The sequence below is a fragment of the Pseudomonas sp. S2_A05 genome (genome assembly GCF_054668485.1).
Genome location: NZ_CP162775.1, coordinates 5,037,037 through 5,063,369, shown reverse-complemented (window position 1 = coordinate 5,063,369; position 26,333 = coordinate 5,037,037). Strand labels below are relative to the sequence as shown.

The window sequence follows — 26,333 nt, the reverse complement described above, 5'->3', positions numbered from 1 at the left end:
TCCTTGGCGGTGGCGCGGCGCAGTACCACTGGCGTCGAGCACTCGACGCCGTCGATTAGGGTGATCTGATTAGCGAACAATGTCGAAAGCGGTCCCGGGCCGCGAGAAGGAAATCGCCAGAATCTGCCGGTACGCCATGGCATGGGTGTGGGTATTGCGCGCCGGGGTCACGTAGTGGCGCATGTCGCGATCGAGGAAGAAGGTGGTATCGAGAATTTCCTCGTAGGTGGTCGCCGCCAGCTGATGCTCGTGGATGTCGTACAGTCGACTCTCGGCACCCTCTACGTTACTGCGGCCCCAGAAGTGCACACCGCTGAACGGATAGCCGTCGCAATGAATACCTTCAGGAGTGATTTCCAGCTGTTTGCCGGGTTTGATCTCGATGCGGATCTGATGGATCTGGCACTGCCAGATTTCATCGTGCAACTCTTCCGGCAGGACACTTTTGTACACTTCGAAATCGGTGTCGATCAGGCTGCGCATCACCGGCGAGGAGATCACTTCCTCGGAAAAGTCCTGGAAGTGGCGCACCACGCCACCGACGTAAGCGTTGTTCTCTTTCGATTGCACATAAGCGCGATGCTCAAGTTGCTTGAGCTCGCGGGTTTTCGGGTTGTATTCAAAGTCGCTGTAACGACGATAACGCATGCCGGCTTCGGCCTGACCGTAGTAGCTGTCTGGCTCCATGTTTTCCCAACTTTTGGTCAGTCTGACGAAGTCGGCAAAATGACCGTAGAGATTGAAGTCACCACCCTGGACGTTGACAAACTTGTCGCGCCGTAGCGATTCGCCCACTTCTCTGTTCAAAACGATCATTACCAAATTCTCCGCTGCGTTGAACGCCCTAATCTATTGGGTGGAGAATTTGCGTCCATGAGAAAGAATTTCAGGCATTTGAAGCACTGCTTGAAACGGAATCTGCAGCGCTTGAAAAACGACTTTTACATGACAAAAACACCGGTTATTTGCGGTTTTCGCTGAAGAACCGGCGAAAAAAAACCCCGATCGAATCGAGGTTTTCTCATTTCTCTTACAGCGGATCGATCATCAGAAGATGTTGATCGGATAGTCCACGAATACACGCAGCTCGTTACCGCTGACGTTGTACTCGCTGGATTTCTGCGACACGCGCAGGATCGAGCTGCGCAACTTCACGCTCAGGTCTTTGGCCGGGCCACTCTGCACGACGTACTTGAACTGGTTGAAGATTTCGCGCTCGGTGCCGCCTTCGCTGGTGGACGTGGTGATGTTGTCGCCGCGCACGTAAGCGAAGTTGTAGCTCAGACCCGGAACGCCGAACGAACCAAAGTCCAGACCGTAACCCAGCTGCCAGCTGCGTTCGTCTTCGGCGTTGAAGTCAGACCAGTAGGAGTTGGCCAGATAGATGGAGTTACCACCGTCGCCGACACGACCCTGGTCTTTCTGATAGCCGCCATAGGCGTAGCCCAAGTTACTGTCGCCAGTGGAACGCTGATGCGCCACGGTGAACGAGTGCGGGCCGGTGGCGAAGGTGGCTGCCAGGCTCCAGATCTTGTTGTCGCGACCGGTGACGATGCTTTCGCCCGGCACGGTGTTTTCGCGTACGTACGAGCTGTCCAGCTTGGTGCGATAACCGTTGAAATCCAGGGTCAGCGACTGATCCTTGTTGAACGGAATCACATAGTTGGCATTCACGTACTGTTTCTTCAAGACGTCCTCAACGTCGGAGGCGTACAGCGCGCCTTTGAAGTTTTCGGTGAACTGATAGCTGCCGCCCAACACGTTGATCGACTTCAGACCGCCGCTGTCACGGCCTTCATCGCTTTTGCGCGACTCGGCAGTGAAACGCCCGGCGTTTAATTCCAGGCCTTTGATCTCACGGGAGGTGATCAAAGTACCGGTATAGCTTTCCGGCAGCAGACGCACGTTGTCGTAGCTCAGCACCGGCAGGGCCGGCATCTGGTCGCCATAGGTCAACACGGTGTTGGAAACACGGAATTTGACCGCTGCGCCGCCCTTGGCAATGTCGTGGTTCGCGCGACCATCATTTTCCTGCCTGAAGAAGTCGATGCCGCCGGCGCCGCTACGGCCCTTGCCGCCGTCCAGGCGCAATGCGTACAGACCGAAAGCGTCCACGCCGACACCAACGGTGCCTTGGGTGAAGCCCGACGAGAACGTACCGATGGCCGCTTGGCCCCATTCGGCCTTGTCCTTGTTACCGTCTTTGTAATCACGATTGATGTAGGCGTTGCGCAGCAGCACTTTCAGGCTGCTGTCTTCAACGAAACCCTTGGACTCGGCCTGGTCGTTAGCCATGGCCTGTGTAGCACTCAACATCCCCAGTGCGATCAGACTGATTCGCTTGTTCAACATTTTGTTTTCCTTATTACGGGTTGAAACGCGCTGTGTCGAACGGCTGAAACGGCGCTTTCTGCACTCTTGTATTCACCCCGAAACAAAAAAGCCCGCCGACGTTAACGTCATGGCGGGCCTGCTCCTTATTTTGAGTCATGGCGGTTAGCCACAGGCGTTGGGCCGAATCGTAGCCGCGCCCTGAACTGTGTGTCAATTTCAAGAATCGTCTTTAAATAGGCGAAAAACGTCTAAGAAACGTAATTTTCTTGCTGGGCGGTTGCAGAAAAAACGGATTAAACAGGGAGTTTGAACTGTGGGGAGCGAGCCTGCTCGCGAAGCGCTGGATCAGTCAACAAAGTCATTGGCAGTGCTGACGTCTTCGCGAGCAGGCTCGCTCCCACTTCTGAATACCTGTGGATAAAAATCAGGCAAAAAAAGCGCCGCCATCCCGGCAGCGCTTTTACCAATCCCTATTGTTCTTATCCTTCCATCACATCCCACAAGGCTTCCAGCTCGGCCTCGCTGAACAGGCCAGCGGGGTAACGCTCGATCATCATCCGGCGCGGATCAGGTTGTCTGATCTGACGCGTTCCATTGGACTTCAACCAGTGCGCGACAAGCTGGAGCGATTCGCCGTTGACGGCCATGGGATGCACAGTCCGCTCGCTGATTACGTTCACTTCGGCGTTCATTTCAGCGCTCTCTCCCCGTTCGTGAGCGGCTACGTTATCCAAGGTTTGTGACAGAACTGTTGAAGTTCCCCGCCCTCCCTAGTGCATAAGGAGCAATACAAGAGCTATGCCAAGGCGACTCGAATGTCGACCGGCGGATACAAACAAGCCCGCGGTCCTGACGGGCCGCGGGCTTGCTTTCATGCAGAGCGAGCTAATCATTGCCTGGCTGATTTGTGAATCAACTCAAGCTGTTACGACTCAACTCACTCTTTGTGCGGGGCTGGCTGCTGTTGGGTAAGGCAGTGAATATTGCCGCCACCCAGTAACAGTTCACGGCCCGGCACCATCACGACTTCGTGTTGCGGGAACAGCTTCTGCAGGATTTCCCTGGCCGGGGCATCCATCGGGTCGTCGAAGCTCGGCGCGATAATGCCGCCGTTGACGATCAGGAAGTTCACGTAGGAACCGGCCAGACGCACGGAAGGATTGCGCTCCTGCGAGCCGTCCACCGCATCGACGCCGGCACACTCTTCTTCGGTCGCGTACAGCGGCCCCGGAATCGGCATTTTGTGCACCGTGAACGGGCGGCCCTTGGCGTCGGTGCTGCTTTGCAGCACTTTCATTGCGGCCTGGCAGCGCGGGTAGTTCGGATCCTGCGGATCATCGGTCCACGCCAGCAGCACTTCGCCTGGACGCACGTAGCAGCAGAAGTTATCCACATGGCCGTCGGTCTCATCGTTGAACAAGCCATCCGGCAACCAGATGATCTTGTCCACAGACAGGTTGTCGCTGAGTACGGCTTCGATTTCTTTGCGGCTCAGGTGCGGGTTGCGATTGCGGTTGAGCAAGCATTCTTCGGTGGTGATCAGCGTGCCTTCGCCGTCGACATGAATCGAACCGCCTTCGAGCACGAAACCTTCGGTGCGGTAACGCGGGCTGCGTTCGATCTCGAGGATCTTGCCGCCGACCTGCGAATCACGGTTCCACGGTGCATACAGGCCGCCATCGAAACCGCCCCAGGCGTTGAAATCCCAGTTCACACCGCGCACTTCGCCATGGTTATTGATCACGAAGGTCGGGCCGCTGTCGCGAACCCAGGCATCGTCGCTGGACATTTCCACCACGCGGATATTCGGCACATCGAGGCGCGCGCGGGCGTTTTCGTATTGGCCGGCGGAGACGGCAACCGTGACCGGCTCGAAGCGGGCGATGGCTTTGGCCACTGTGGCGTGCGCGGCCTGCGCCGGTTTGCCGCCCAGACGCCAGTTGTCCGGGCGCTCGGGCCAGATCATCCAGGTCTGGGTCTGTGGCGCCCACTCGGCCGGCATGTAGAAGCCATCGGCGCGTGGGGTACTTTTCAATGTGGTCATCAGGACTCCAGGGAACCGTCGAGGGTTTTCAACGCGCCGTACAGATTCGGCCGGCGGTCGCGGAATGAACCCCACGCGCTGCGAATATGTTCCAGCTCGTCGAGGTTGAACGTGTGCACAAGAATACCTTCTTCGGTTTTATTCAGCTCCTGCACTTTTTCGCCGAACTGGTTGGCGATGAACGAAGAGCCATAGAAGGTGATGTCGTAGCCGTCCTGCTCTTCATTGCCGATGCGGTTGCTGGCAACCAGCGGCATCAGGTTGGCGCCGGCATGGCCCTGCTGCACTCGCTGCCAGTGATCGCGCGAAGATATGGTCTTGTCGTGCGGCTCGCTGCCGATCGCGGTTGGATAAAAGAGAATTTCCGCGCCTTGCAGGGCCATGCTGCGCGCCGCTTCCGGGAACCACTGGTCCCAGCAGATGCCGACGCCGATTTTCGCGTAACGGGTATTCCACACCTTGAAGCCGGTGTCGCCCGGGTTGAAGTAATACTTCTCGTGATAGCCCGGGCCGTCCGGAATGTGGCTTTTACGATAAATCCCGAGGTTGCTGCCGTCGGCGTCGATGATCGCGATGCTGTTGAAGCGTGCACGCCCGGCCAGTTCGTAGAAGCTGATCGGCAGCACCACTTGCAGCTCTTTGGCAATTTTCCGGAAATGCTTGATGGCGACGTTTTCTTCAACCGTCGTTGCCAGTTGCAGGTAATCCGGATTCGGCTTCTGGCAGAAATACGGTGCCTCGAACAGTTCCTGGATGAGGATGATCTGCGCGCCTTTGCCGGCGGCTTCACGGACCAGTCTTTCAGCGGTTTCGAGGTTGGCTTCCAGGTCCCACGAACAGGCCATCTGCGTGGCGGCGACGGTAACGATACGGCTCATGAATCATCTCCGGACTAGTGCTTTGACGGTCGAAGAATTCGACCGAAAGAAAACGCGTGCACCGGACAAAAGATCGTCATGCCGGAGCAATGGCGAATTTATAACCGATAAATATCGGCTTTAAAAGCTATAAATCAGTAATCTCTTCGTTTGAACGCTAATTAAATCGATACAAATCGAACTTAAGAGCGAAAAAAAATGTGGGAGCGAGCCTGCTCGCGAATGCGCTGTGTCAGTCATCGCATGTGGCGACTGATACACAGCTTTCGCGAGCAGGCTCGCTCCCACAGGGGATGTGCCTTGCTTACAGGCCTTCGCTCAACACCCGATCCAGCATTTCGACGAAGAAATCCACGCTCTGGCGCGACGTCACCATCGGTGGCTTGATCTTGAGGATGTTCAAGTCATCGCCCGTCGGCTGCATGAAGATCCCCAACTCGCGCAGACGATCACACAGCAACGCAGTTTCGGCGGTCGCCGGCTCCAGCGTCTGGCGATTGCGGATCAGTTCCAGCCCGAGGTAGAAACCGGAGCCGTGCACCGCACCGACCAGCGGATGTTTATCGATTAACGCTTCCAGGCGCGCCTTGAAGTAACCGCCGACGACCTGGGCGTTTTCCCAGAGCTTTTCCTCCTCCATCACATCCAGCACCGCCATGCCGATCTGGCAACTGACCGGACTGCCGCCCGCCGACGAGAAGAAATAACCTTCGGCCTCCAGCGCCTCGGCGATTTCCCGGCGGGTGATCACCGCGCCAAGTGGCTGGCCGTTACCCATGCCTTTGGCCATGGTGATGATGTCCGGCACCACGCCCTGCTCTTCGAAGCCCCAGAAGAAATGGCCCATGCGCCCGTAACCGACCTGCACTTCGTCAGCGATGCACACCCCGCCCTGCGCGCGGACCTTTTCATACACCTGCGGCAGATAGCCCGGCGGTAAAGAAATACCCCCGGCATTACCGTAGACCGGCTCGCAGATGAAACCGGCCAGTTGCCGCTTTTGCTCGGCCAGTTTTTGCAGGTGATGTTCGACGCTGCGCACGTAATCCGGCGCCGAATCCGCGCCACGGAATTCGCCCCGATAAGTGTTCGGCGCCGGCACCGGATGCACCCAGTCCGGGCGACTTTCCAGCGCCCTCGGGTTGTCGGCAATCGACGTCGATACCGCATCGGCACCGATCGTCCAGCCGTGATACGCCTCGAGCACGCTGATCATGTCGCGCCCGCCGCTGAAAGCCCAGGCCAGACGAATCGCCAGGTCATTGGCCTCGCTGCCGCTGTTGACCAGGAACACGCGATCCATGCCCTTCGGCGCCAGCTTCAGCAAGCGCTCGGAGAACTCGGCGACCGCCGCATAGTTGAAGCGCGAATTGGTATTGAGCAACGACCACTGCCGCGCCGCGACCGCCGCCATCCGAGGGTGACCATGGCCGAGAACCGCGACGTTGTTGAGCATGTCCAGATAGGATCGGCCGTGCATGTCGATCAGGTGATTGCGCCAGCCGCGTTCAATACGTGGCGGGTCAACGTAATAGTGTTTTTGCGTGCGGGCGAAACTGGCATCGCGGCGTTCGAGCAGGGTTTGCGCGTCCAGCTCAGGCTCGGCGTCGCAGGCCAGCCCGAGCAAAGTCGCCGGTGACGGGCACACCGCCTGCCATGCGGATGCACGGGACGGCGTGCAGAACAGCGGCGCGTCGAGTTCTGCTCCCCGGCACATCTGCACTAGCAGCGGGCCCGTGACCGTACCGAGCTTCTGGCCTCGATCCAGTGCCGCGTCATGGCCAAGAACTGGCGTCACGCCCCACAGGCGAACGCTGAACTGCGGGCCATCGAGTTGCAGCGCCCCGTTTGCCGCTTGATTCAGAACGCCGGGGAACGGTGCTTGCACCTCGCTTCCGGTCGGCACACGCAATTCGACATGCAACGGGAACGTATCCGGTTCAGTCGCACTGTCCGGGCGGGTGCGTGACAAGCGGTACTGGCCATAACGCGTCGCCGCCAGCCCATGCACCGCTGCGGCTTCTGTCAGCAAGCGCTGATCAATGCCCGGCTGCTCCCAATTGCCCGCTTCGAAATGCGGACTCAACACGCCCAGATCGATCAGCGCAAATTCACGCCCGACCAGCCCGGGCAACAATGGTGCAAATTCTGTGTTTTCAGCCTCCGGCACGGTCTGTCCCACGGCGGTGAGAATCGCCGCTTCCATCAGCTCCAGTGGCACCGAGGTCGCGACGCGGAAGATTTCCCACTCGTGGCTGAGATTGTCGCGGCTATAAGTATTGGCGGGATCGATGCTCACCTGTTGCTCGCCACTGAGCACCAGCACCGCCGCCCGCGCCACGATCAAGGGCCACAGCGCTTGCAGTTCTGCGTACTGCAACGGATTGACCGCGTGATACGCCTTGACCGCCGGCAGGATGACAAACGGATCGCCATCGGCGTGATGCAGCAAAGCCGCACAGGTCACGGACAAATCAGTGATGCGCCAGGTGCGCACCAGATCACCGAAGTCGATCACCCCCTGCAATTGCCAATGCCGCTGGGCATCACGCGCCCAGACGACGTTGTCATCGGTGATATCCATGTGAATCGCCTGCACCGGCAGCTTGTCCAGCAGCGGCTGCAAACGGCGCTCGGCCTGCTCGGCGGCAGCGCTGATCACCGCACGCTGCTGCACGTCCGAGATCACCGGCAACAGATGACTGATCAAAGCGTTGGCGTGACGCGCGTCCCACTGCAAGGTGCGTTCAAGGCCGGGGTGATCGAAGCCTGCCAGCGCCAGATCCATCTCGCCACAGAGTCGGCCAAACCCGGCAACCACGTCCTGGCCAAGATGATCGAAATCGGTCAACGGCTGCCCGTCGATGTACTCCAACAACCGCACATGCACCGTTTCGCCATTGGCTTGCAACGACAACAGATCCGCACCGTTATTGGCTGCGATGACGCGCGGCACCTTGATCGCCGACTGCTCGGCCAGATAATTGAGGCCTGCGTGCTGGGCTTGCAGTTCCACAAGAGCGTAGTCGCCACGACAGACTTTCAACACGAAGCGCCCATTTGCGCTGTCGACGCGGTAATTCAGATCCTGCTGGCTGCCCAGCGCCTGCAGCGTGCCGCCAAGTCCGTAATATTCGGCCAGCCATTGCAGCGCCTGCGCCTCTGAAACCTGCGGACCGGGCAAACTGGCGCGATGAATCAACGTGGCGAGCGGCATGAAACGACCCCTGAAATTTTATTAGGCGCTTATATCGCCATTGCCTTGGCGGTTACGCAACCCCCAGCGTGACTGAACGGCCCAATTCAAACCGAACGCTCGCGCCCTGCAGCACTTTGCGCAAGAATGTCGGCCATTCACACCTGTCTATGGAAATCCTCATGAATGTCATCACCACCGATCTGCCCGGTGTTCTGATCATCGAACCCAAGGTGTTCGGCGACGAGCGCGGTTTTTTCTACGAGAGTTTCAATGCCAAGGCGTTTCAGGACGCTACCGGTCTGGAAACGCAGTTTGTGCAGGACAACCATTCGCGCTCGCAAAAAGGCGTGCTGCGTGGCCTGCATTACCAGTTGCAGAACACCCAGGGCAAACTGGTTCGCGTGACCGCGGGTGAAGTGCTCGATGTGGCGGTGGACATCCGTCGCAGCTCGCCGCATTTCGGTAAATCGGTGGCGGTGCGCCTGTCGGCGGAAAACCATCGCCAGCTGTGGGTACCGGAAGGTTTCGCTCACGGTTTCGTGGTGCTGAGCGAGTTCGCCGAGTTCCTCTACAAGACCACCAACTATTACGACCCGACCTCCGAACGCAGCATTCGTTGGGACGACCCGGCGTTGGGCATCGATTGGCAACTGGAGGAAGCGCCGAAGCTGTCGGCCAAGGACCAGGCGGCTGCGCTGCTCAAGGACGCTGACGTCTTCGCCTGAGGCCGGGCATAATGCGCCTGTCCCTACAGGCGTATCCGGCACATGAAACCACCGCTTCCCCGCAGACCTCGCTGGCGCAGCCTCGCGCTGTTGGCCCTGTGCCTGGCGCCGCTGCTGTGGCCGCTGGAGCACCTCGCCGAACGCTATTACCGCAGCGAACTCGCCGGACAGAATCGCCAGACCCTCGACCTCTACGTCGCCAATCTGCTCGGCACCCTGCATCGCTATGAAGTGTTGCCGCAGATTCTCGGCGATCTGCCGGCCCTGCGCGCGGTGCTCGGTGCGCCGGACGACGGCGTGACCCAAGGCAACGCCAATCGCCTGCTGAAAAACATCGCTGCGCAGACCGGCGCTGAAGTCATGTATCTGATGGACACCTCCGGCCAGACGCTGGCGGCGTCGAACTGGGACAAACGCGACAGCTTCGTCGGCCGCAACTTCGCCTTCCGCCCGTATTTCAGTGAAGCCATGGCCGGGCGCCTCGGACGCTTCTTCGGCCTCGGCACCACCTCGGCCAAACGCGGCTATTTCTTCGCCGCTGCTGTGCGCAACGGCGAGAAAATCATCGGCGTGCTGGTAATCAAGGTCGACCTCGACCACACGGAAAGCCTGTGGGGCAAAACCCCGGAACAACTGCTGGTGACCGACCATAACGGCGTGGTCATCCTGACGTCGCGCCCGGAATGGCGTTTCCGCTCCACTCGCGAGTTGAGCGATGCCGAGCGCGCCGCGATCACCGCGATCCAGCCCTACCCGACCCGTGAACCCCGGCCGCTGAACCTGAGCCCTGACGCCTGGCTGACGCAGACCCACGACATCGCCGAGACCGGCTGGAGCGTGAGCATCCTCGCCCCGCGCACGCTGATCGATCGTCCGGTGCGCACGGTTGTCGCGATCGGCGGCGCCACACTGTTGGTGGTGATGCTGCTGGTGGGTTTGATGATGCAACGTCGCCGGCATTATCTGGAGCGCATCGCTTTCGAGGCCAAGGCCCGCCGCGAACTGGAAGGCCGGGTGGCCGAACGTACCAGCGATCTGGAGGGCCTCAACCGGCGTTTGAAACAGGAAGTGCTCGAGCGTGAGCAGGCCCAGCAGGAGCTGGTACGCGCCCAGGACGATCTGGTCCAGGCCGGCAAACTGTCGGCGCTGGGGACCATGTCGGCGAGCATCAGCCACGAACTCAATCAGCCGCTGGCGGCGATTCGCAGCTATGCGGAAAACGCCGAAGTGCTGCTCGATCATCAGCGCACCGAGGATGCGCGCGGCAACCTCAAGCTGATCAGCGAACTGACCGGGCGCATGGCCTCGATCATCGCCCATCTGCGCGCCTTCGCTCGGCGCGATCGCCACGCACCGGAAAGCGTTGCCCTGCAACCGGCGCTGGACGATGCGCTGGCATTGCTGGCCAAACGTCGGCGCAGCATGGAAGTCGAACTGATCCGCGACCTGCCCGCCGCGACGCTGTGGGTCGAGGCCGGCGAAACCCGACTGCGCCAGGTGCTCGGCAATCTGCTGGCCAACGCCCTCGATGCGCTTACCGAAAAAGGCCCGCCGCGCAAATTGTGGCTGAGTGCCGAAGCCACCGCCGACGGCGTCAATCTGTACATTCGCGACAACGGCCCCGGGTTCTGCATGGAAGCTCTTGGCCGCGCCAGCGAGCCCTTTTACACCACCAAGACCCGCACACAGGGTCTGGGTCTGGGACTGGCCATTTGTGAAACGCTGATGCGCGCATTTGGTGGCGAGCTGTCGTTCGCCAACCACAAACAAGGCGGTGCCCTGATTACCCTGCGCCTGCGCGCCGGCGCGCCCGGAGTCAGCCTGCAACCGTCCGAGGATCGAAGTGCATGACCATCGACAATCGCATCCAGGTAGTGTTGATCGACGACGATCCGCACTTGCGCCAGGCTCTCGGCCAGACCCTGGACCTGGCCGGCCTGAAAATTCTGCCGCTGTCCGAAGCCAAGGGCCTCGCCGCACAGCTTGAGCGTGACTGGCCAGGTGTGGTGGTCAGCGACATTCGCATGCCGGGCATGGACGGCCTCGAGCTGCTCAGTGAATTGCACGCACAGGATCCCGAGTTGCCGGTGCTGCTGATCACTGGCCATGGCGACGTACCGCTGGCAGTGCAAGCGATGCGCGCCGGTGCTTACGATTTTCTGGAAAAACCCTTTGCCAGCGATGCACTGCTCGACAGCGTCCGTCGCGCCCTCGCGCTACGGCGGCTGGTGCTGGACAACCGCAGCCTGCGTCTGGCCTTGAGCGACCGCAACGAATTGAGCGCGCGGCTGGTCGGCCATTCGACGCCGATGCTGCGCCTGCGTGAGCAGATCGGTGCGCTGGCGGCGACCAAGGCTGACGTGCTGATCCTCGGCGAAACCGGTGCCGGCAAAGAAGTCGTGGCCCGCGCGCTGCACGACTTGTCGAGCCGCCGCAACGGTCCGTTCGTAGCGATCAACGCCGGCGCCCTGGCGGAATCGGTGGTGGAAAGCGAACTGTTCGGTCACGAGCCCGGCGCCTTCACCGGGGCGCAGAAACGTCGCATCGGCAAATTCGAATTCGCCAACGGCGGCACGCTGTTTCTCGACGAAATCGAAAGCATGAGCATGGACGTGCAAGTGAAACTGCTGCGCATGCTGCAGGAGCGCGTTGTTGAACGCCTGGGTGGCAATCAGTTGATACCGCTGGACATCCGCGTCATCGCCGCGACCAAGGAAGACCTGCGCCAGGCGGCGGATCAGGGTCGCTTCCGCGCCGACTTGTATTACCGCCTCAACGTCGCGCCGCTGCGCATCCCGCCGCTGCGCGAAAGGGGCGAAGACGCATTGGTGCTGTTCCAGCATTACGCCGATGAAGCCAGCGCCCGCCATGGCTTGCCGCCCCATGAGCTGCAGCCGGCACACCGCGCCCTGCTGCTGCGCCACACCTGGCCGGGCAATGTACGTGAACTGCAAAATGCCGCCGAACGCTTCGCCCTCGGCCTTGAACTGGCACTGGACAACAGCGCTGACGGCAGCGGCGGCGCGCCCGTAGAAGTGGTCAGCGGCGGCCTTAGCGAGCAAGTGGAAAACTTCGAAAAATCGTTGATAGCCGCCGAACTGGCGCGCTCGCACAGCTCGGTGCGCAGCCTCGCCGAAGCTCTGGGTATTCCGCGCAAGACCCTGCATGACAAGCTGCGCAAACACGGTCTGAATTTCGGCGACAGCAGCCACGGGGAAGACAACGAATGAGCAGCGAAAGCGAATACCTGCAAACGGTGCTGCATCACGACATTCCGCTGACCGCCGAAATGGGCCTCGAGGTGCTTGAGTGGCGCGAGCAGCAACTGAGCCTGCACCTGCCCCTCGCGCCCAACGTCAATCACAAGAGCACCATGTTTGGCGGCAGCCTGTACTGCGCAGCGGTGCTGGCCGGTTGGGGCTGGTTGCATTTACGTTTGAAGGAAGAAGGGATTGCCGACGGACATATCGTCATTCAGGAAGGACAGATCAGTTATCCGCTGCCGGTGACGGGAGACGCCGTGGCCATTTGCCCGGCGCCGGAGGCCGCGGTGTGGAAACGCTTTGTGGCGATGTATCGGCGATATGGACGGGCGCGGCTGACGCTGGATACGCGGATACTGAATGCGGGAAGTGAGGACGAGGCGGTGAGATTTACCGGGCAGTACGTTTTGCACCGTTGAAGATCAACAGCCCCTCACCCTAGCCCTCTCCCGAGGGAGAGGGGAACCGATACGGGGATGCTACAGATTTACGTCGACCTGAAACTGCTTCGCCGAATCCACGACTCGATTCTCCAGGTCGATGCATAGCGCCAGACAACTCGGTCGGCTCCCTCTCCTGGGGGAGAGGGCTGGGGTGAGGGGAATTGCGGATCAGGCAGTTAGCCTCGGGCCAACTCCAACAACCGTCCGCGCCACGCAGCCTTCGCCGGCAGCGCCAGAAAGAACTCGTTCAACAGCGATTCTCGCGGCGGATAACTGAACGCTTCACCCTTCAAATCCAGCACCTCGCCCCCCGCCCCTTCCAGCACGCCCTGCGCTGCCGCCGTGTCCCACTGCGAAGTCGGCGCCAGTCGCGGATAGCAATCAGCAGCACCTTCGGCCAACAGACAGAACTTCAAGGAACTGCCGATATTGGCCAGTTGCAACTCACCAAGACTGGCGCTCAACCCGGCCAGCAAACGCTCTTGCTCGGGACTTGAATGTCGACGGCTGGCCACCACAGTAAACGCCTCGCCCGGCGCAGGCACATCGCGCACCTGAATCGCCGTCGGCGTACCGCCCTCGTCGCCACGCCAGGCTCCAAATCCGGCGCCGCCGACATAAAAACGACCGTTGGTCGGCATCGTCACCACACCAAACACCACCCGGCCATTTTCGATCAGCGCGATGTTGACGGTGAATTCCTCGCTACCGCTGATGAACTCCTTGGTACCGTCCAGCGGATCCACCAGCCACCAGCGCTGCCAACCGGCGCGAACACTTTGCGGGATGTCGGCGTCCTCTTCGGACAGCACCGGAATGCTCGGTTCCAGCGCCGTCAGCCCGGCAACGATAAGGTGATGGGCGGCCAGGTCGGCGGCCGTGACCGGCGAATCATCGGACTTGGCCGTGACTTCAACGCCGGCGCGCCAGAACGGCAGAATCGCCTCGCCAGCCTGTAAAGCCAGCGCAACCACAGGTGCCATCAGCGGATGGGGAAAATTCATCGACGTCTCACTCATAGCTGAACACCCCGCGCTGGCTCAGCAGGTCGCGGGTCAGATACAGCGCAGCCAAGGCGCGGCCCTCGGAAAATTGCGGATTCTGCGCCAGTGCCGACAGTTCGCGCAGGTTGACCTTGTCGACCCGCATCGGCTCCGGCTCATCACCTTCCAGCCGCTCTTCATACAGGTCGGTGGCCAGCACCACCTGGATTTTCTGGCTCATGTAACCGGGCGACAGCGACAGCTCGGTCAGATGTTCCAGTTGACGTGCGCCATAACCGGCCTCTTCCTTGAGTTCCCGCTCAGCGGCCGCCAGCACGTCTTCGCCCGGCTCGATCAGGCCTTTGGGCAGAGACAGTTCGTATTCGTCGGTGCCGCCGCAGTATTCCTCGATCAACACTGCGTGTTCGGCATCAAGCATCGCGACGATCATCACCGCGCCGTAGCCCGCACCCTTGCCGACCAGACGCTCGTAAGTGCGCTCCACGCCATTGGAAAATCGCAGCTTGAGTTCTTCGACGCGAAACAGGCGACTGGTGGCGACGATCTCGCGGGCGAGTACGGTGGGTTTCTGGCGCATGCAAAGCTCCTTGGCGTGAACGCGCTACTATAACGCGGCTTTCCCGATTGTTTGCGTCGGATATCTTTTCACCGTTCGAGACGTTGCCATGCCTTCTTTACCGTGGTCCGACATCGATACCGTTCTGCTCGACATGGACGGCACGCTGCTGGATCTGCACTTCGACAACCATTTCTGGCTCGAACACCTGCCCCAACGCTACGCCGAACTGCACGGCATCAGCCGGGCCATGGCCGAGCTGGAATTGCAGCCGTTGTTCGAACGCCACGCTGGCCAGTTGCAGTGGTACTGCCTGGATTTCTGGAGCGCGGAACTGAAATTATCGGTGCGCGAACTGAAACAGGAAACTGCCCACTTGATCGCCCTGCGCGCCGATGCCGATACCTTTCTCGGCGCAATCAAACGCGCCGGCAAACGGGTGATCATGATCACCAACGCGCACCGCGATTCGCTGTCGTTGAAACTGGAACGGATCGAACTGGCGCCGTACTTCGAGCGGCTGATCAGCTCGCATGACTACGGTTATCCCAAGGAGAACCCGCAGTTCTGGGATGCCTTGCAGGCGGACATCGGTTTTGATCCGGCGCGCAGCCTGTTTATCGACGACACCTTGCCGATCCTGCGCAGTGCGCGGGATTTTGGCGTGGCGCACTTGCTGGCGGTGAAAGAACCGGACAGCCGCAAAGGGCCGAAGGACACAGCGGAGTTTGCCGCAGTCGAGGATTACCGCGATTTGATTGCAGGGCTTTGACCCCTGTAGGAGCTGCCGCAGGCTGCGATCTTTTGATCTGCTTTTTTAAAGTCCAAGTCAAAAGATCGCAGCCTTCGGCAGCTCCTACATGATTGCGTTATTTTGGAATGCGCAGTTTTTGTCCCGGATAGATCTTGTTCACATCCTTGAGCATCGGTTTGTTGGCATCGAAGATTTTCTGGTACTGGTTGGCATTGCCATAGACGCGCAGGGAGATCGCACTGAGCGTGTCACCTGCCTTGACCTCGACAAACTCGGCAGCCACGACGACCGGTCCGGTCACCGTGATCTGATCATCGACACTGCCTACGCCCGCAATGTTGCCCACCGCGAGCAGAATCTTTTCCTTCTCTTCCTGGCTCGCCACTTCACCGGTCACCGTCACCTTGTCGCCATCCACGGTCGCCTGCACGTTGGGATTGCCCAACCCGACCTTGCTGATATGTTCCTTCAACTGCTCACTCGCATTGGCATTGCCTGGGGTCAACAGATCAATCAGCTTCTCACCGGCCTCTTTCACAAAGCTCAACAGACTCATAGCGCACACTCCTTGATTTGGGTTCCAGTCGTCCAAGCCTAGACCACCCCGGCCAAACCCGGTTCCAGTCCGACCAATGACGCTGCCGCGCCGCTGGCGGTAGAATCGCCACACCCCGCCAACCGCCCGGAGCGAAGATGGACATCAAGCAACTGAAATTCCTCATCGCCCTCGACGAAACCCGCCATTTCGGCCAGGCCGCCGCGCGCTGCCACATCACCCAGCCGACCCTGTCGATGCGCTTGCGCAGCCTCGAGGAAGAACTCGACCTGCCATTGGTCAATCGCGGCCAGCGCTTCGAAGGCTTCACCGCACCGGGCGAACGCGTGCTGGCGTGGGCGCGTACGGTGCTGGCAGCCTATGACGGCTTGCAGGCGGAAGCGGCGGCCTGTCGCGGCAACCTGATCGGTACGCTGCGCCTGGGCGTGGTGCCGCTGTCGAGTTTCGATCCGTTACCGCTGATGCAACGACTGCACGCGGCGCACCCGGACCTGCGTTTCGAGCTGTCTTCGCTGAGCTCCGAGCAGGTGCTCGAACACCTGGCGAACAACCGCATCGACATTGGCGTGTCGTATCTGGAGCGTCTGGACAGCGAGCGCTTCGATTCGCTGGCCTTCAACGAGACGCGCATGGGCCTGCTCTATGACGAGCGCTCGTTCAGTTTCGGCGATGAACCCCTGAGCTGGGAATCGCTGATCGAACTGCCGCTGTGCATGCTCACCAGCGGCATGCATTTTCGCCAGTCCATCGACCACAACTTCCACAGCCGTGGCCTGACGCCGCAACCGCTGTTGCAAACCGACGCCGTGCATCAACTGCTGCAAGCAGTCCACGGCGGTTTTTGCTGCGCAATCATGCCCCTCGACGGCGGCGCGGAAACCCTCGCCGATCACCTGCGCCTGCAACCGATCGAAAATGCCCACACCCTCGCCCCGCTGGGCCTGATCATGCGCCGTGGGGCGCCGCGTTCAGCGCTGGCAGAAGCCTGTTTCGCGCTTTATCAGAAATCGTCAAAAGACGCTTGATCGACGGCATCTATCGGTAGATCGGTAATAGCGATTAGACGCGACAACTTGCCGCGCCTAGTCTTGACCTAGATCAAACCGTCGGTGATGCCATGAACGCCAAGCGCCCAGCCTGCGCGGCGCCAGCAATTGAAACGCCCGCGCCAGCCGCCAGCCAGACCTACAGCTACAGCGATCTACCCTTTGAGGCATCGGCCAGCACCGCGCTGGCCGAGGAAGTCGCGTTGGCGATCGCCTACAACGGCATCAGCCAGGCGGTGATGCTGGTGACCCCGACCGATCTGGAAGACTTCATTGTCGGCTTCAGCCTCGGCAGCGGCATCATCGAAGACGCCAGCGATATCTACGATCTGCAACTGACAGGCGCAGGCTCGGCGCAATACGCGCAAGTGACCATTGCCAACCGCGCGTTCTGGAACCTCAAACAGCAGCGTCGGCAGTTGGCCGGCACCAGCGGCTGCGGACTGTGCGGCGTCGAAGCGGTCGAACAGGCACTGCCTGATCTCAAGGTATTGCCGGGCGCAGCCTTGCCACCGATCGAATGGCTCGACGGTTTGCGCCAGCGCATCGGCGCGTTCCAGCCGCTCGGTCAGCACTGCGGCGCGGTGCACGCGGCGGTATTCATGAACGCCAGTGGTGAACTGCTGCTCGGTCGTGAAGACATCGGTCGGCATAACGCGCTGGACAAGCTGATCGGCGGACTGATCCGCCAGAAGATATCCACAGAGGGCGGGCTGGCGATCGTCACCAGCCGTTGCAGCCTCGAATTGATCCAGAAAGTCTTGCGTGCCGGCATCCAGACCCTGGTCAGCCTGTCGGCGCCTACCGGCCTGGCCGTGCAATGGGCCCGGCGCCACAACCTCAATCTCATCCACCTGCCGCAGAAAAGTGCGCCGCGGGTGTACAGCCCCGCGATGGAGAATCAAGCGTGAGCCAACATCATCAAGCCGACCAGAAACCTGTCCCGCGCTACAAGCCTTACAAAGGTGCCGCCGGCGGCTGGGGCGCCCTGATCAGTGTGGCCCAGGCGTGGCTGACCAGCGACAACGCCCTGAAAAACCTGCGCATGATGCTCAAGACCAACCAGAACGGCGGCTTCGACTGCCCGGGTTGCGCCTGGGGTGATTCGCCGGAGAGCGGCATGGTCAAGTTCTGCGAGAACGGCGCCAAAGCGGTGAACTGGGAAGCGACCAAGCGTCGCGTCGATGCCAAATTCTTCGCCAAGCACAGCGTCACTTCGCTGCTGGAGCAGAGCGATTACTGGCTGGAATATCAGGGTCGCCTGACCGAGCCGATGGTCTACGACGCCGAGTCCGATCGCTACAAGCCGATCAGTTGGGAAGATGCCTTCGCTCTGATCGGCAAGCACCTGCGCAATCTGCCGAGCCCGGATCAGGCAGAGTTCTACACCTCGGGGCGCGCCAGCAACGAAGCGGCGTATCTGTATCAACTGTTCGTGCGGGCTTACGGCACCAACAATTTCCCTGACTGTTCGAACATGTGCCACGAGGCCAGCGGCGTAGCGTTGGCGCAGAGTGTCGGGGTCGGCAAAGGCACGGTGACCTTCGACGACTTCGAACACGCCGACGCGATTTTCGTCTGGGGCCAGAACCCCGGCACCAACCATCCGCGCATGCTCGAACCGTTGCGTGAAGCGGTGAAACGCGGCGCCCAGGTGGTGTGCATCAATCCGCTGAAAGAGCGCGGTCTGGAGCGTTTTCAGCATCCCCAGCACCCCATCGAAATGCTCACCAACGGCGACAAGCCGACCAACACTGCGTACTTCCGCCCGGCACTCGGCGGTGACATGGCGGTGCTGCGCGGCATGGCCAAGTTCCTTCTGCAATGGGAACGCGATGCGCAGAAGGCGGGCGAGCCGGCGGTGTTCGACCATGACTTCCTCAATGCTCACAGCGCCAACGTGCTGGAGTACCTCGCCACGGTCGACGATACCTCGTGGGAGCAGATCGTCGAGCAATCGGGCCTGACCCTGGTCGAGATCGAGCAAGCAGCGCGCATGTACGCCAAAGGCAAGAACGTGATCATGTGCTGGGCCATGGGCATCACCCAGCACCGTCATTCGGTGCCGACCATTCAGGAAATCGCCAATCTGATGCTGCTGCGCGGCAATATCGGCAAACCTGGCGCCGGTCTGTGCCCGGTGCGTGGTCACAGCAACGTGCAGGGCGACCGCACCATGGGCATCAACGAGCGTCCACCGGTGGCGTTCCTCGATTCGCTGGAGCGTCGCTTCCAGTTCAAGGTGCCGCGTCATAACGGTCACAACGTGGTCGAGGCAATCCATGCGATGGCCGAAGGTCGCGCCAAGGTGTTTATCGGCTTGGGCGGCAACTTTGCCCAGGCCACGCCGGACAGCTCGCGCACTTTCGAAGCGCTGCGCAACTGCGACCTGACCGTGCAGATCAGCACCAAGCTCAACCGCAGCCACCTCGCTCACGGCAAAGACGCGTTGATCCTGCCGTGCCTGGGCCGTACCGACATCGACATCCAGACCGAAGGCCCGCAAGCGGTGACCGTGGAAGACTCGTTCAGCATGGTCCACGCGTCCAACGGCCAGTTGCAGCCGCTGTCGAACCAGATGCGCTCGGAGCCGTCGATCATCGCCGGCATCGCTGCCGCGACGTTGGGTAGCCAACCGGTGGACTGGAACTGGCTGGTAGCCGATTACGGGCGCATTCGCGAACTGATCGCCGACACCATCCCGAGTTTCAAAGACTTCAACGACAAGATCAAAAACCCGGGCGGCTTCTATCTGGGCAACTCGGCTGGCGCCCGCAAGTGGAACACGCCATCGGGCCGTGCCAATTTCCGCGCCAACCAGTTGCCGAAAGATCTGGTTCACGAACGCACCCGCGCCACCGGCCAGGTGCCGGATCTGATCCTGCAATCGATGCGCTCACACGATCAGTACAACACGACGATCTATGGTCTCGACGACCGTTATCGCGGCGTGAAGGGCCAGCGTGACGTGCTGTTCGCCAATGAGGCCGACATCATTCGTCTGGGCTTCCGTCCAGGGCAGAAGGCCGACATCGTGTCGATCTGGGACGACGGTCGCGAGCGTCGGGTGAAAGGTTTTACATTGTTGGCGTTCGATATTCCTGCGGGGCAGGCGGCGGCGTACTATCCGGAGGTCAATCCGCTGGTGCCGCTGGAAAGTACGGGGGATGGCAGCCACACGCCGACGTCGAAGTTCATTGCGATCCGGCTGGAAGCGGCGAGTGAGACTGGGTTGATCATGGCTAAATCCGCTTAACCGCGGAGCCAGATCCGGCCCCTTCGCGAGCAGGCTCGCTCCCACACTTGGAATGCATTTCAAAGGTGGGAGCGAGCCTGCTCGCGAATGCGATCGACCTGTCAACAGATCTGCCGTGGCGAAGATTTTCGACCGCCCACAAAAAAGGCCGTTTCTGCATGAAAACGGCCTGTCCGAAGTAGCTAAAGACCGGCGAAAATCGGTTAAGTTCCGGTGAAAAAACAGTAACTTGCATTATTGTATACAAGTCGTGTTATTCGTCGGATTTTGATTGTCACGCCCAATGCAGAGCCTCAGGATCGGCGCCGTCATCCCTTTGAGGCTCATCCTCTATGAAGTTCTCCTCGATTCTCTTGTTGTCCCTTGGCCTGGTCAGTGGCTTCGCTTCTGCCGGAGGCACCACCGAAGCAGGTGTGGGCGGCGCATTGGGCGGGGTTCTTGGCTCGGTCGTCGGTCAATCGTTAGGCGGCAACACAGGTTCCACCATCGGCGCAGCCCTGGGCGGCGCGGGTGGTAGTGCGGTCGGCGCAGACAAGCGCAGCCGTGGCGAAGCGGCCATCGGCGGTGCACTGGGTGCAGCCGGCGGTAACGTGGTTGGCCGTAGTCTCGGCGGCACCACCGGCAGCCTGATCGGCTCCGCCGCTGGCGGCGGCGCAGGTGGCGCACTGGGTAACTACATGGGCAACAAGAGTGACGACGATGATCGTCGTTACGACCGTCGCCATGATGACCGTCGCTACTACCGCGACCGTGGTCATCCAGGTCGCGGCCATGCCTACGGCCACCGCAAGCATCACAAGTACTATCGCCACCACTAAGGCGAAGGCTTGAACAAAAAATCGCAGCTTTTGGGCTGCGATTTTTTTGCGCGTCTAGACCACCAGCCGCTCCAGCGCCCCGCGTAAACCGGCAGGAATCGGCACCGGCTGATTGCTCGCCCGATCGACAAACACATGCACGAACCGCCCCGCCGCACACGCCTCGCTTCCGCCAACCTTGAACACAGCCAGTTCGTATTGCACCGAACTCTTGCCCAGCTTGCCGACCCGCAGTCCGATCTCGATCAGATCGGGGAAAGCGATCGAGGCAAAGTAATCGCAGGCGGAACTGACCACGAACCCAACCACTTCGCCGTCATGAATATCCAGGCCACCGACCTGAATCAGGTAGGTATTCACCGCCGTGTCGAAGAAGCTGTAGTAGGTAACGTTGTTGACGTGACCGTAGGCGTCGTTGTCATGCCAGCGTGTGGTGATGGGCTGGAAGTGGGGGTAGTCGCAGCGTTGATTCATGCAGGGTTCTCGCATTCTCTTAATTGAATTTGATCGTGATGACGAACACTTTACCTGTGGGAGCGAGCCCGCTCGCGAAGGCGTCAGCACAGCCGACTGGTGTCAACGATCAGCAAACCCCTTCCCCTGCGCCGCCAGTTCGCCAATCAACCGCGCCGGCTTCCACTGATCGCCCTGGCGTGTCTCCAGCGCCAGCAAGCGCTGATGAATATCCGCTAGCCCCTGCCGATCCGCCCACGCCATCGGCCCACCCTTATCCGCTGGAAAACCATAGCCGTTCAAGTACACCAGATCGATGTCATGGGCCGAGCCGGCAATGCCTTCCTGCAAAATCTTCGCGCCTTCGTTGACCAGAGCCAGCAAACAGCGCTCAACGATTTCTTCGGGACCGATGTCGCGACGCTGGAAACCCAGATCTTCGCTGACCCGCAGTACCAATGCATCGACCTCGGGATCATGCTCGGCCTGGCGACTGCCCGGCTCATAATGGTAATAACCGTTACCGGACTTTTGCCCGAACCGGCCCATCTCACACAGGCGGTTATCCACCTGAACTTCGGGCGCATCCTGCCCCTTGCCAGCTAGCTCCCGAGCACGCCATTCCAGATCGATGCCAACCACGTCGTACATGCGAAACGGCCCCATGGCGAAGCCGAAGCCTTGCAGCGCGGTATCCACCTGCTGTGGATAAGCGCCTTCGAGAAGCATCTTGCGCGCTTCCAGTACATACGGATGCAGCATGCGGTTGCCGATAAAACCGTGGCAGTTGCCCGACACCACACTGACCTTGCCCATGCGCTTGCCGAGTGCCAGCGCGGCCTCCAGCGCCGCTGGCGAGGTCTGCGCACCGCGCACGATTTCCAGCAATTTCATGATGTGCGCGGGGCTGAAGAAATGCAGACCCAGCACCTGTTCCGGGCGCCGGGTCGCAGCCGCGATGGCGTCGATGTCCAGCGCCGAGGTGTTGCTCGCCAGCAAAGCCTCGGGCTTGAGCAAGCCATCCAGCTCGCGAAAGATCTTCTGCTTCAGTTCAAGGTTTTCGTACACCGCTTCGATCACCAGATCGACATTGCGAATCGATGCGTAATCCGCCGCTGCTGATACGCGAGCCATTCGCGCATCCGCTTCGGCCTGATCGATGCGGCCCTGACGCACGTTGTGTGCATAAGTTTGCGCGACCGTCGTCAGCGCCTGCTCAAGCATCTGTGGATTGTTGTCCACCCACTGCACGCTCACGCCGGCATTGGCCAGGCACATGACGATGCCACGGCCCATGGTGCCCGCACCGATCACCGCAGCTTGCTGGATTTCGAAGGATGTCTGGCTCATGTTGTTCTCTTGTGGGTGGCCCGAAGACAGATTCCAACCTTAGTCAGGCAACGGCGGTTTTTGAAGTTTATTAGCGTGATGATCGACATTCAGCGGATGGATGGAGGCTCTGCCTTGATGACACTTGAAGTAGGAGCTGCCGAAGGCTGCGATCTTTTGATCTTGAAAAAATCAACATCAAAAGATCGCAGCCTTCGGCAGCTCCTACAGGGGTCAAAGGTGCTCTTGCGCCCACTCGCGGACCTGCGCGTAGGGGTATTCTTCCAACGCAGCAAAACCCGGTATCGCCCGCGCCTTGAGTTTGGTGAACAACGGCACGCTGATTCCGCACAGGAACCGCGTTAGGCGTTCGGCCGATGGAATACGCCCTGTTTGCTGCTCATGCCTGTGGATAAATTCACCACACAGCTGCGCGAAGTTTTTATCCACAAGCGGCGGCAATGGCGACGGCTCCGGCAACCGCGCGATCTGGCCGTGACATACCGAACAATGGCCACAACGCTCGGGGGCATTGTGGTCACCGAAATACTCGGCCAGGCGATAACCCAGGCAGCGTTCGGTGGCAAACACCTCAAGCATGGCGTGAATCCGCGCCACTTCAGTCTGTTCGTGGCGGGTGAAATACTCGTGCAGTTCAGCGCTCAGGGCGTCGCTGGCAAAATCACTGTGCAGCAGGCTGTAGACCTCGGTCATCTGCTTGCTCTCCAGCTCGACCCAGCCCTTTTCCTGAAAGTAATCCAGCGCTGTCACCACGCGATTGCGCTCGGCGGAATACTGCGAATACATCGCCTCGAAATCTACTGTGGCCCAGGTGCGTGCTCGTGTGGACGTCCTGATGATCGCCGCAACGAAATCCCTGCGCTCGCCTTCGAAGCGCTGGAGCAATGCCTCCGGCTCGAGCAGATATTTGAAGCGATACTCGGCGTAATAGGCATAACGCGGCGCGATCAGACCGCGCAGTTCCAGCTGCACCAACAACGTCTTCAATGGCAACGAGCGAATATTGCTCTGATCCGCCAATGGCCCAAGCAGAAACTCCCATTGTCCGTCCGGCACTGAGGCTTTGAGCTCTTCGAGCACATAATGAATCCCGTCGCGTTCGGGCGTATCACCGTAGACGAAGTTTTCCAGCACATTGAGGCTGTCGCGGTTGGCCAGTACCAGGCAGTCGGAGGGCTGTCCGTCGCGTCCGGCGCGGCCGATTTCCTGGCTGTAGTTTTCGATGGATTTGGGCAGATCAAAATGCACCACGTTGCGGATGTCGCTCTTGTCGATGCCCATGCCGAAGGCAATGGTGGCGACAATGCAATTGGACTGCCCGGCCATAAAGCGACGTTGAATGTCTTCACGCTGATCGTGGGGCAAACCTGCGTGGTATGCCTCGGCCTGGATTCCGTTGCGTTGAAGATGCTCGGCGATGTGCTCGGCGGTCTTCTGCAACGTCACGTAGACAATGCTCGGTTGCCCAGGACGCGCGCTCATCCATTCGACCAGACGCCGACGCTTGTCCTGACCGCGTACAGGCTCGACCAGCAAATTGAGGTTGGGCCGATAGAAACCAGTGGTCACTACATCGTCCGGAGCGATGGCGAATTTGGCCTGCATGTCGGCGATGACTTTTGGTGTCGCCGTGGCGGTGAGCAGCAAAGCCTGCGGAATGTTGAACTGACGCTGGTAGTCGGGGAGTTTCAGATAGTCCGGCCGAAAGTTGTGGCCCCATTCGGAAATGCAGTGCGCCTCGTCGACCACCAGCAACGAGATCGGCACCTGCTGCAGGAAATTGCGGAAGCGCTCGTTCTTCAAGCGCTCGACGGAGATCATCAGAATTTTCAGCTCGCCCGAACGCGCACGGGCCATGACGTCGTTGGCATCCTCGCGGCTCTGCGCCGAATCGATACTGCCTGCCGAGATGCCGCGGGACTTGAGAAACGCCAGTTGATCCTGCATCAACGCCAGCAACGGCGAGACCACCAATGTCAGGTGTGGCAGTAAAAGTGCCGGCAGTTGGTAGCAAAGCGATTTGCCGGAGCCGGTGGGAAAGATCGCCGCCGCGGATCGCCCCGCCAGCACCGCGCTGACAGCGGCCTCCTGACCGGGGCGAAACTGTGGATAACCAAAAACCTGTTCCAGGGTGTGGTGCATTTGCTGTCACTCCTTTGACTGCTGCCATGCCCAAAGCCTAGCGGGCGATTGCAGCGAGTCGAGAAAAGGTCGGGGTTGAATCAATACTGAATGATACATGGGAAGCGAAAACCAAGCGTTTAACAATCGAAGCGTCTCGACATACTTTCGAAAAGCTCAGCTACATATATATAACAAACTTCACATTACAAACACAGATACAACAGCGCCCTTTATTTTTTACACCACCTAAAACTAACTTGGCTGCTCTTATACATATGCAAGAGCAACGAAATGACAACTTTAACAATATTTTTCTGCGGCACCGGCTCCAACAAATTTGATGACAAACATAAAAGCTTCTGGGACGGCGAAATCGTTTCTACGCTCGCTGCACACCACAGCGGACGCGAATTTGCCGAGTGGATCGTCGTCGATGGCCCTGGCAGCGGCAATATGCAAGCCGACGACCTGTTCACCAAGACCTCTGAATACGGCCTGTCCGGCACGCTGTTCGGCAAAGGCTGGGATGAAAACGTGCAGCACGCTGTGAACATTATCAAAGGCAAATGCGACTGGCAGCGTAAACAACTGACCGAGTTAGAATATAACCGTCTGAAAGCCGCAGGCATTCCTATTGAAGATGTGAAAGTGGAAGGCTCCTGGTTCTGGCGCCAGTATAACTATGGCGATCGGAGTATCACGCAACAGAAGTTGCAGGAACAGATCATCAAGACTTTCCGCAAGAACGGCGTTATTCCTGCGCGAGTCAATCTGGTCGGCTGGAGCCGTGGCGGTATCAGTTGCCACATGCTCGCCAATGCGATGTTCCAGGACGCTGCACTCAAACATATTCCGGTGAATATATTTGCGATTGATCCAGTCCCGGGCATCGGCAACTTCCAGGAAAACCGCGTCAAACTTCAATCCAACGTCAAGGAATACATCGCCTTCTATGCCCGCGACGAGCGCTCAAAAGGCTTCAGCTGCGTGATCCCGCAAACCGCTACCGGCACCAAAACCTCGATCTATCCAATGGCCGGTCGCCACGCCACCCTCGCCGGCAACGCCACGGCCCTCGGCGGCGATCCCACCAACAGCAGCGACCTCAATGCGCTGATCGAGCCCGGCCGCATCGTTCGCCATCTGGCGGAAATCTGCCTCAAGCGTTGGGGCGTGCCACTGAGCAAAACGCTCAACCTGAGCGATGCCGACCTGCTGCGCTTCACCGGCACCATCGTCAGCGACGAAGCCCGCTACAAGAAGATGCACAGCCAGTCCTACACCTATTTCACCGAACAGGACAAAGGCGAGCGCTATGTCTCGCTGGGCAGCAAAGGCGTGCCGTTCTCGGCAGTCAAAGGCACGATCTACCGGCCGGCAACAGGACTGACCACAAGCCTGCTGGATATTTCTGGCTACCAACATTTGCGTTGAAAAGCGTTTAAGAATCGGTAGCAACGTCTGGCGAATTGTTCGTCCCGTTCCTACTTCACGCAATGCCTTGTCGGCTATCGCGAGCGGGTGGTGCGA

At 59.8% G+C, this 26,333-nt stretch carries 22 protein-coding genes; 10 read left to right on the top strand and 12 right to left on the bottom strand.

All coding sequences use genetic code 11. The features are described from left to right. Positions 1-69 precede the first annotated feature (69 nt). The 6 genes from AB4O12_RS22995 to AB4O12_RS22970 all read right to left on the bottom strand — a co-directional run bounded on the left by AB4O12_RS22995 (position 70) and on the right by AB4O12_RS22970 (position 8,473). Positions 70-816: a 2OG-Fe dioxygenase family protein gene (locus AB4O12_RS22995; protein WP_041477502.1), complete on the bottom strand. Its 747-nt coding sequence runs from the start codon at positions 814-816 to the stop codon at positions 70-72. 231 nt (positions 817-1,047) lie between these two features. Further along, entirely contained in the window at positions 1,048-2,352 is a 1,305-nt protein-coding gene (locus AB4O12_RS22990; RefSeq protein WP_150741768.1) for an OprD family porin, read from the bottom strand. Between the two features lie 461 nt (positions 2,353-2,813). Next, positions 2,814-3,026: a hypothetical protein gene (locus AB4O12_RS22985; RefSeq protein ID WP_016772156.1), complete on the bottom strand. Its 213-nt coding sequence runs from the start codon at positions 3,024-3,026 to the stop codon at positions 2,814-2,816. Between the two features lie 245 nt (positions 3,027-3,271). Beyond that, complete coding sequence (gene aguA, locus AB4O12_RS22980) at positions 3,272-4,378, bottom strand: agmatine deiminase (protein ID WP_460059775.1); 1,107 nt, start codon at positions 4,376-4,378, stop codon at positions 3,272-3,274. Next, positions 4,378-5,256 carry an N-carbamoylputrescine amidase gene (gene aguB, locus AB4O12_RS22975; protein ID WP_041477498.1) on the bottom strand — a complete coding sequence of 293 codons (879 nt, stop codon included), beginning with the start codon at positions 5,254-5,256 and terminating at the stop codon, positions 4,378-4,380. The genes aguA and aguB overlap by 1 nt, the downstream gene beginning before the upstream one ends. Before the next feature lie 304 nt (positions 5,257-5,560). Continuing rightward, positions 5,561-8,473 carry an aminotransferase gene (locus AB4O12_RS22970; RefSeq protein ID WP_460059774.1) on the bottom strand — a complete coding sequence of 971 codons (2,913 nt, stop codon included), beginning with the start codon at positions 8,471-8,473 and terminating at the stop codon, positions 5,561-5,563. A 161-nt stretch (positions 8,474-8,634) separates the two neighbouring features. Between AB4O12_RS22970 and rfbC the strand changes: the two genes are divergently transcribed. From rfbC to AB4O12_RS22950, 4 genes are read left to right on the top strand one after another with little or no spacing between them, the layout of a single operon-like run. Continuing rightward, the gene (gene rfbC / locus AB4O12_RS22965) at positions 8,635-9,180 is read left to right on the top strand and encodes a dTDP-4-dehydrorhamnose 3,5-epimerase (protein WP_423664295.1); all 546 of its coding nucleotides are present in this window, start codon (positions 8,635-8,637) and stop codon (positions 9,178-9,180) included. 42 nt (positions 9,181-9,222) lie between these two features. Then, a complete protein-coding gene (locus AB4O12_RS22960; protein ID WP_130902949.1) occupies positions 9,223-11,031 on the top strand; it encodes a sensor histidine kinase in 1,809 nt (602 codons plus the stop codon). After that, positions 11,028-12,410 carry a sigma-54-dependent transcriptional regulator gene (locus tag AB4O12_RS22955; RefSeq protein WP_041477494.1) on the top strand — a complete coding sequence of 461 codons (1,383 nt, stop codon included), beginning with the start codon at positions 11,028-11,030 and terminating at the stop codon, positions 12,408-12,410. The genes AB4O12_RS22960 and AB4O12_RS22955 overlap by 4 nt, the downstream gene beginning before the upstream one ends. After that, positions 12,407-12,862 (top strand): thioesterase domain-containing protein, encoded by a 456-nt coding sequence (locus tag AB4O12_RS22950; protein ID WP_252877249.1) that lies wholly within the window; start codon positions 12,407-12,409, stop codon positions 12,860-12,862. The genes AB4O12_RS22955 and AB4O12_RS22950 overlap by 4 nt, the downstream gene beginning before the upstream one ends. A gap of 200 nt (positions 12,863-13,062) precedes the next feature. Here the strand turns inward: AB4O12_RS22950 and cysQ are convergent, their stop codons facing one another. After that, positions 13,063-13,890 carry a 3'(2'),5'-bisphosphate nucleotidase CysQ gene (gene cysQ / locus AB4O12_RS22945; protein WP_056787137.1) on the bottom strand — a complete coding sequence of 276 codons (828 nt, stop codon included), beginning with the start codon at positions 13,888-13,890 and terminating at the stop codon, positions 13,063-13,065. Positions 13,891-13,897: 7 nt separating this feature from the next. Continuing rightward, on the bottom strand, positions 13,898-14,467 hold the full coding sequence (gene nudE, locus AB4O12_RS22940; RefSeq protein WP_016772166.1) for an ADP compounds hydrolase NudE: 570 nt from the start codon (positions 14,465-14,467) through the stop codon (positions 13,898-13,900). 88 nt (positions 14,468-14,555) lie between these two features. Between nudE and yrfG the strand changes: the two genes are divergently transcribed. After that, the gene (yrfG, locus tag AB4O12_RS22935) at positions 14,556-15,218 is read left to right on the top strand and encodes a GMP/IMP nucleotidase (protein WP_056787135.1); all 663 of its coding nucleotides are present in this window, start codon (positions 14,556-14,558) and stop codon (positions 15,216-15,218) included. A 97-nt stretch (positions 15,219-15,315) separates the two neighbouring features. Here yrfG and lysM read toward each other — a convergent pair whose 3' ends face one another. Beyond that, entirely contained in the window at positions 15,316-15,756 is a 441-nt protein-coding gene (lysM, locus tag AB4O12_RS22930; RefSeq protein WP_123585632.1) for a peptidoglycan-binding protein LysM, read from the bottom strand. A 137-nt stretch (positions 15,757-15,893) separates the two neighbouring features. On the opposite strand from lysM, the gene AB4O12_RS22925 reads away from it, so the two are divergent. The 4 genes from AB4O12_RS22925 (at position 15,894) to AB4O12_RS22910 (ending at position 20,876) form a co-directional block, all read left to right on the top strand. After that, complete coding sequence (locus tag AB4O12_RS22925) at positions 15,894-16,781, top strand: LysR family transcriptional regulator (protein WP_252868618.1); 888 nt, start codon at positions 15,894-15,896, stop codon at positions 16,779-16,781. Between the two features lie 92 nt (positions 16,782-16,873). Continuing rightward, the gene (fdhD, locus tag AB4O12_RS22920; protein WP_016772170.1) at positions 16,874-17,713 is read left to right on the top strand and encodes a formate dehydrogenase accessory sulfurtransferase FdhD; all 840 of its coding nucleotides are present in this window, start codon (positions 16,874-16,876) and stop codon (positions 17,711-17,713) included. Next, positions 17,710-20,058, top strand: a complete 2,349-nt coding sequence (locus AB4O12_RS22915) for an FdhF/YdeP family oxidoreductase (protein WP_016772171.1) — start codon at positions 17,710-17,712, stop codon at positions 20,056-20,058. The genes fdhD and AB4O12_RS22915 overlap by 4 nt, the downstream gene beginning before the upstream one ends. Positions 20,059-20,390: 332 nt before the next feature. Continuing rightward, entirely contained in the window at positions 20,391-20,876 is a 486-nt protein-coding gene (locus tag AB4O12_RS22910) for a glycine zipper domain-containing protein (protein ID WP_039756448.1), read from the top strand. Positions 20,877-20,930: 54 nt separating this feature from the next. Here AB4O12_RS22910 and AB4O12_RS22905 read toward each other — a convergent pair whose 3' ends face one another. The 3 genes from AB4O12_RS22905 to AB4O12_RS22895 all read right to left on the bottom strand — a co-directional run bounded on the left by AB4O12_RS22905 (position 20,931) and on the right by AB4O12_RS22895 (position 24,821). Continuing rightward, the gene (locus tag AB4O12_RS22905) at positions 20,931-21,350 is read right to left on the bottom strand and encodes an acyl-CoA thioesterase (protein WP_457264672.1); all 420 of its coding nucleotides are present in this window, start codon (positions 21,348-21,350) and stop codon (positions 20,931-20,933) included. A gap of 102 nt (positions 21,351-21,452) precedes the next feature. Next, positions 21,453-22,679, bottom strand: coding sequence for a 3-hydroxyacyl-CoA dehydrogenase (locus tag AB4O12_RS22900; RefSeq protein WP_460059773.1), 1,227 nt, complete (start codon positions 22,677-22,679; stop codon positions 21,453-21,455). A 213-nt stretch (positions 22,680-22,892) separates the two neighbouring features. Next, positions 22,893-24,821 carry a RecQ family ATP-dependent DNA helicase gene (locus AB4O12_RS22895; protein WP_460059772.1) on the bottom strand — a complete coding sequence of 643 codons (1,929 nt, stop codon included), beginning with the start codon at positions 24,819-24,821 and terminating at the stop codon, positions 22,893-22,895. 273 nt (positions 24,822-25,094) lie between these two features. On the opposite strand from AB4O12_RS22895, the gene AB4O12_RS22890 reads away from it, so the two are divergent. Continuing rightward, a complete protein-coding gene (locus AB4O12_RS22890) occupies positions 25,095-26,237 on the top strand; it encodes a lipase family protein (RefSeq protein ID WP_252887128.1) in 1,143 nt (380 codons plus the stop codon). Positions 26,238-26,333: the final 96 nt, after the last annotated feature.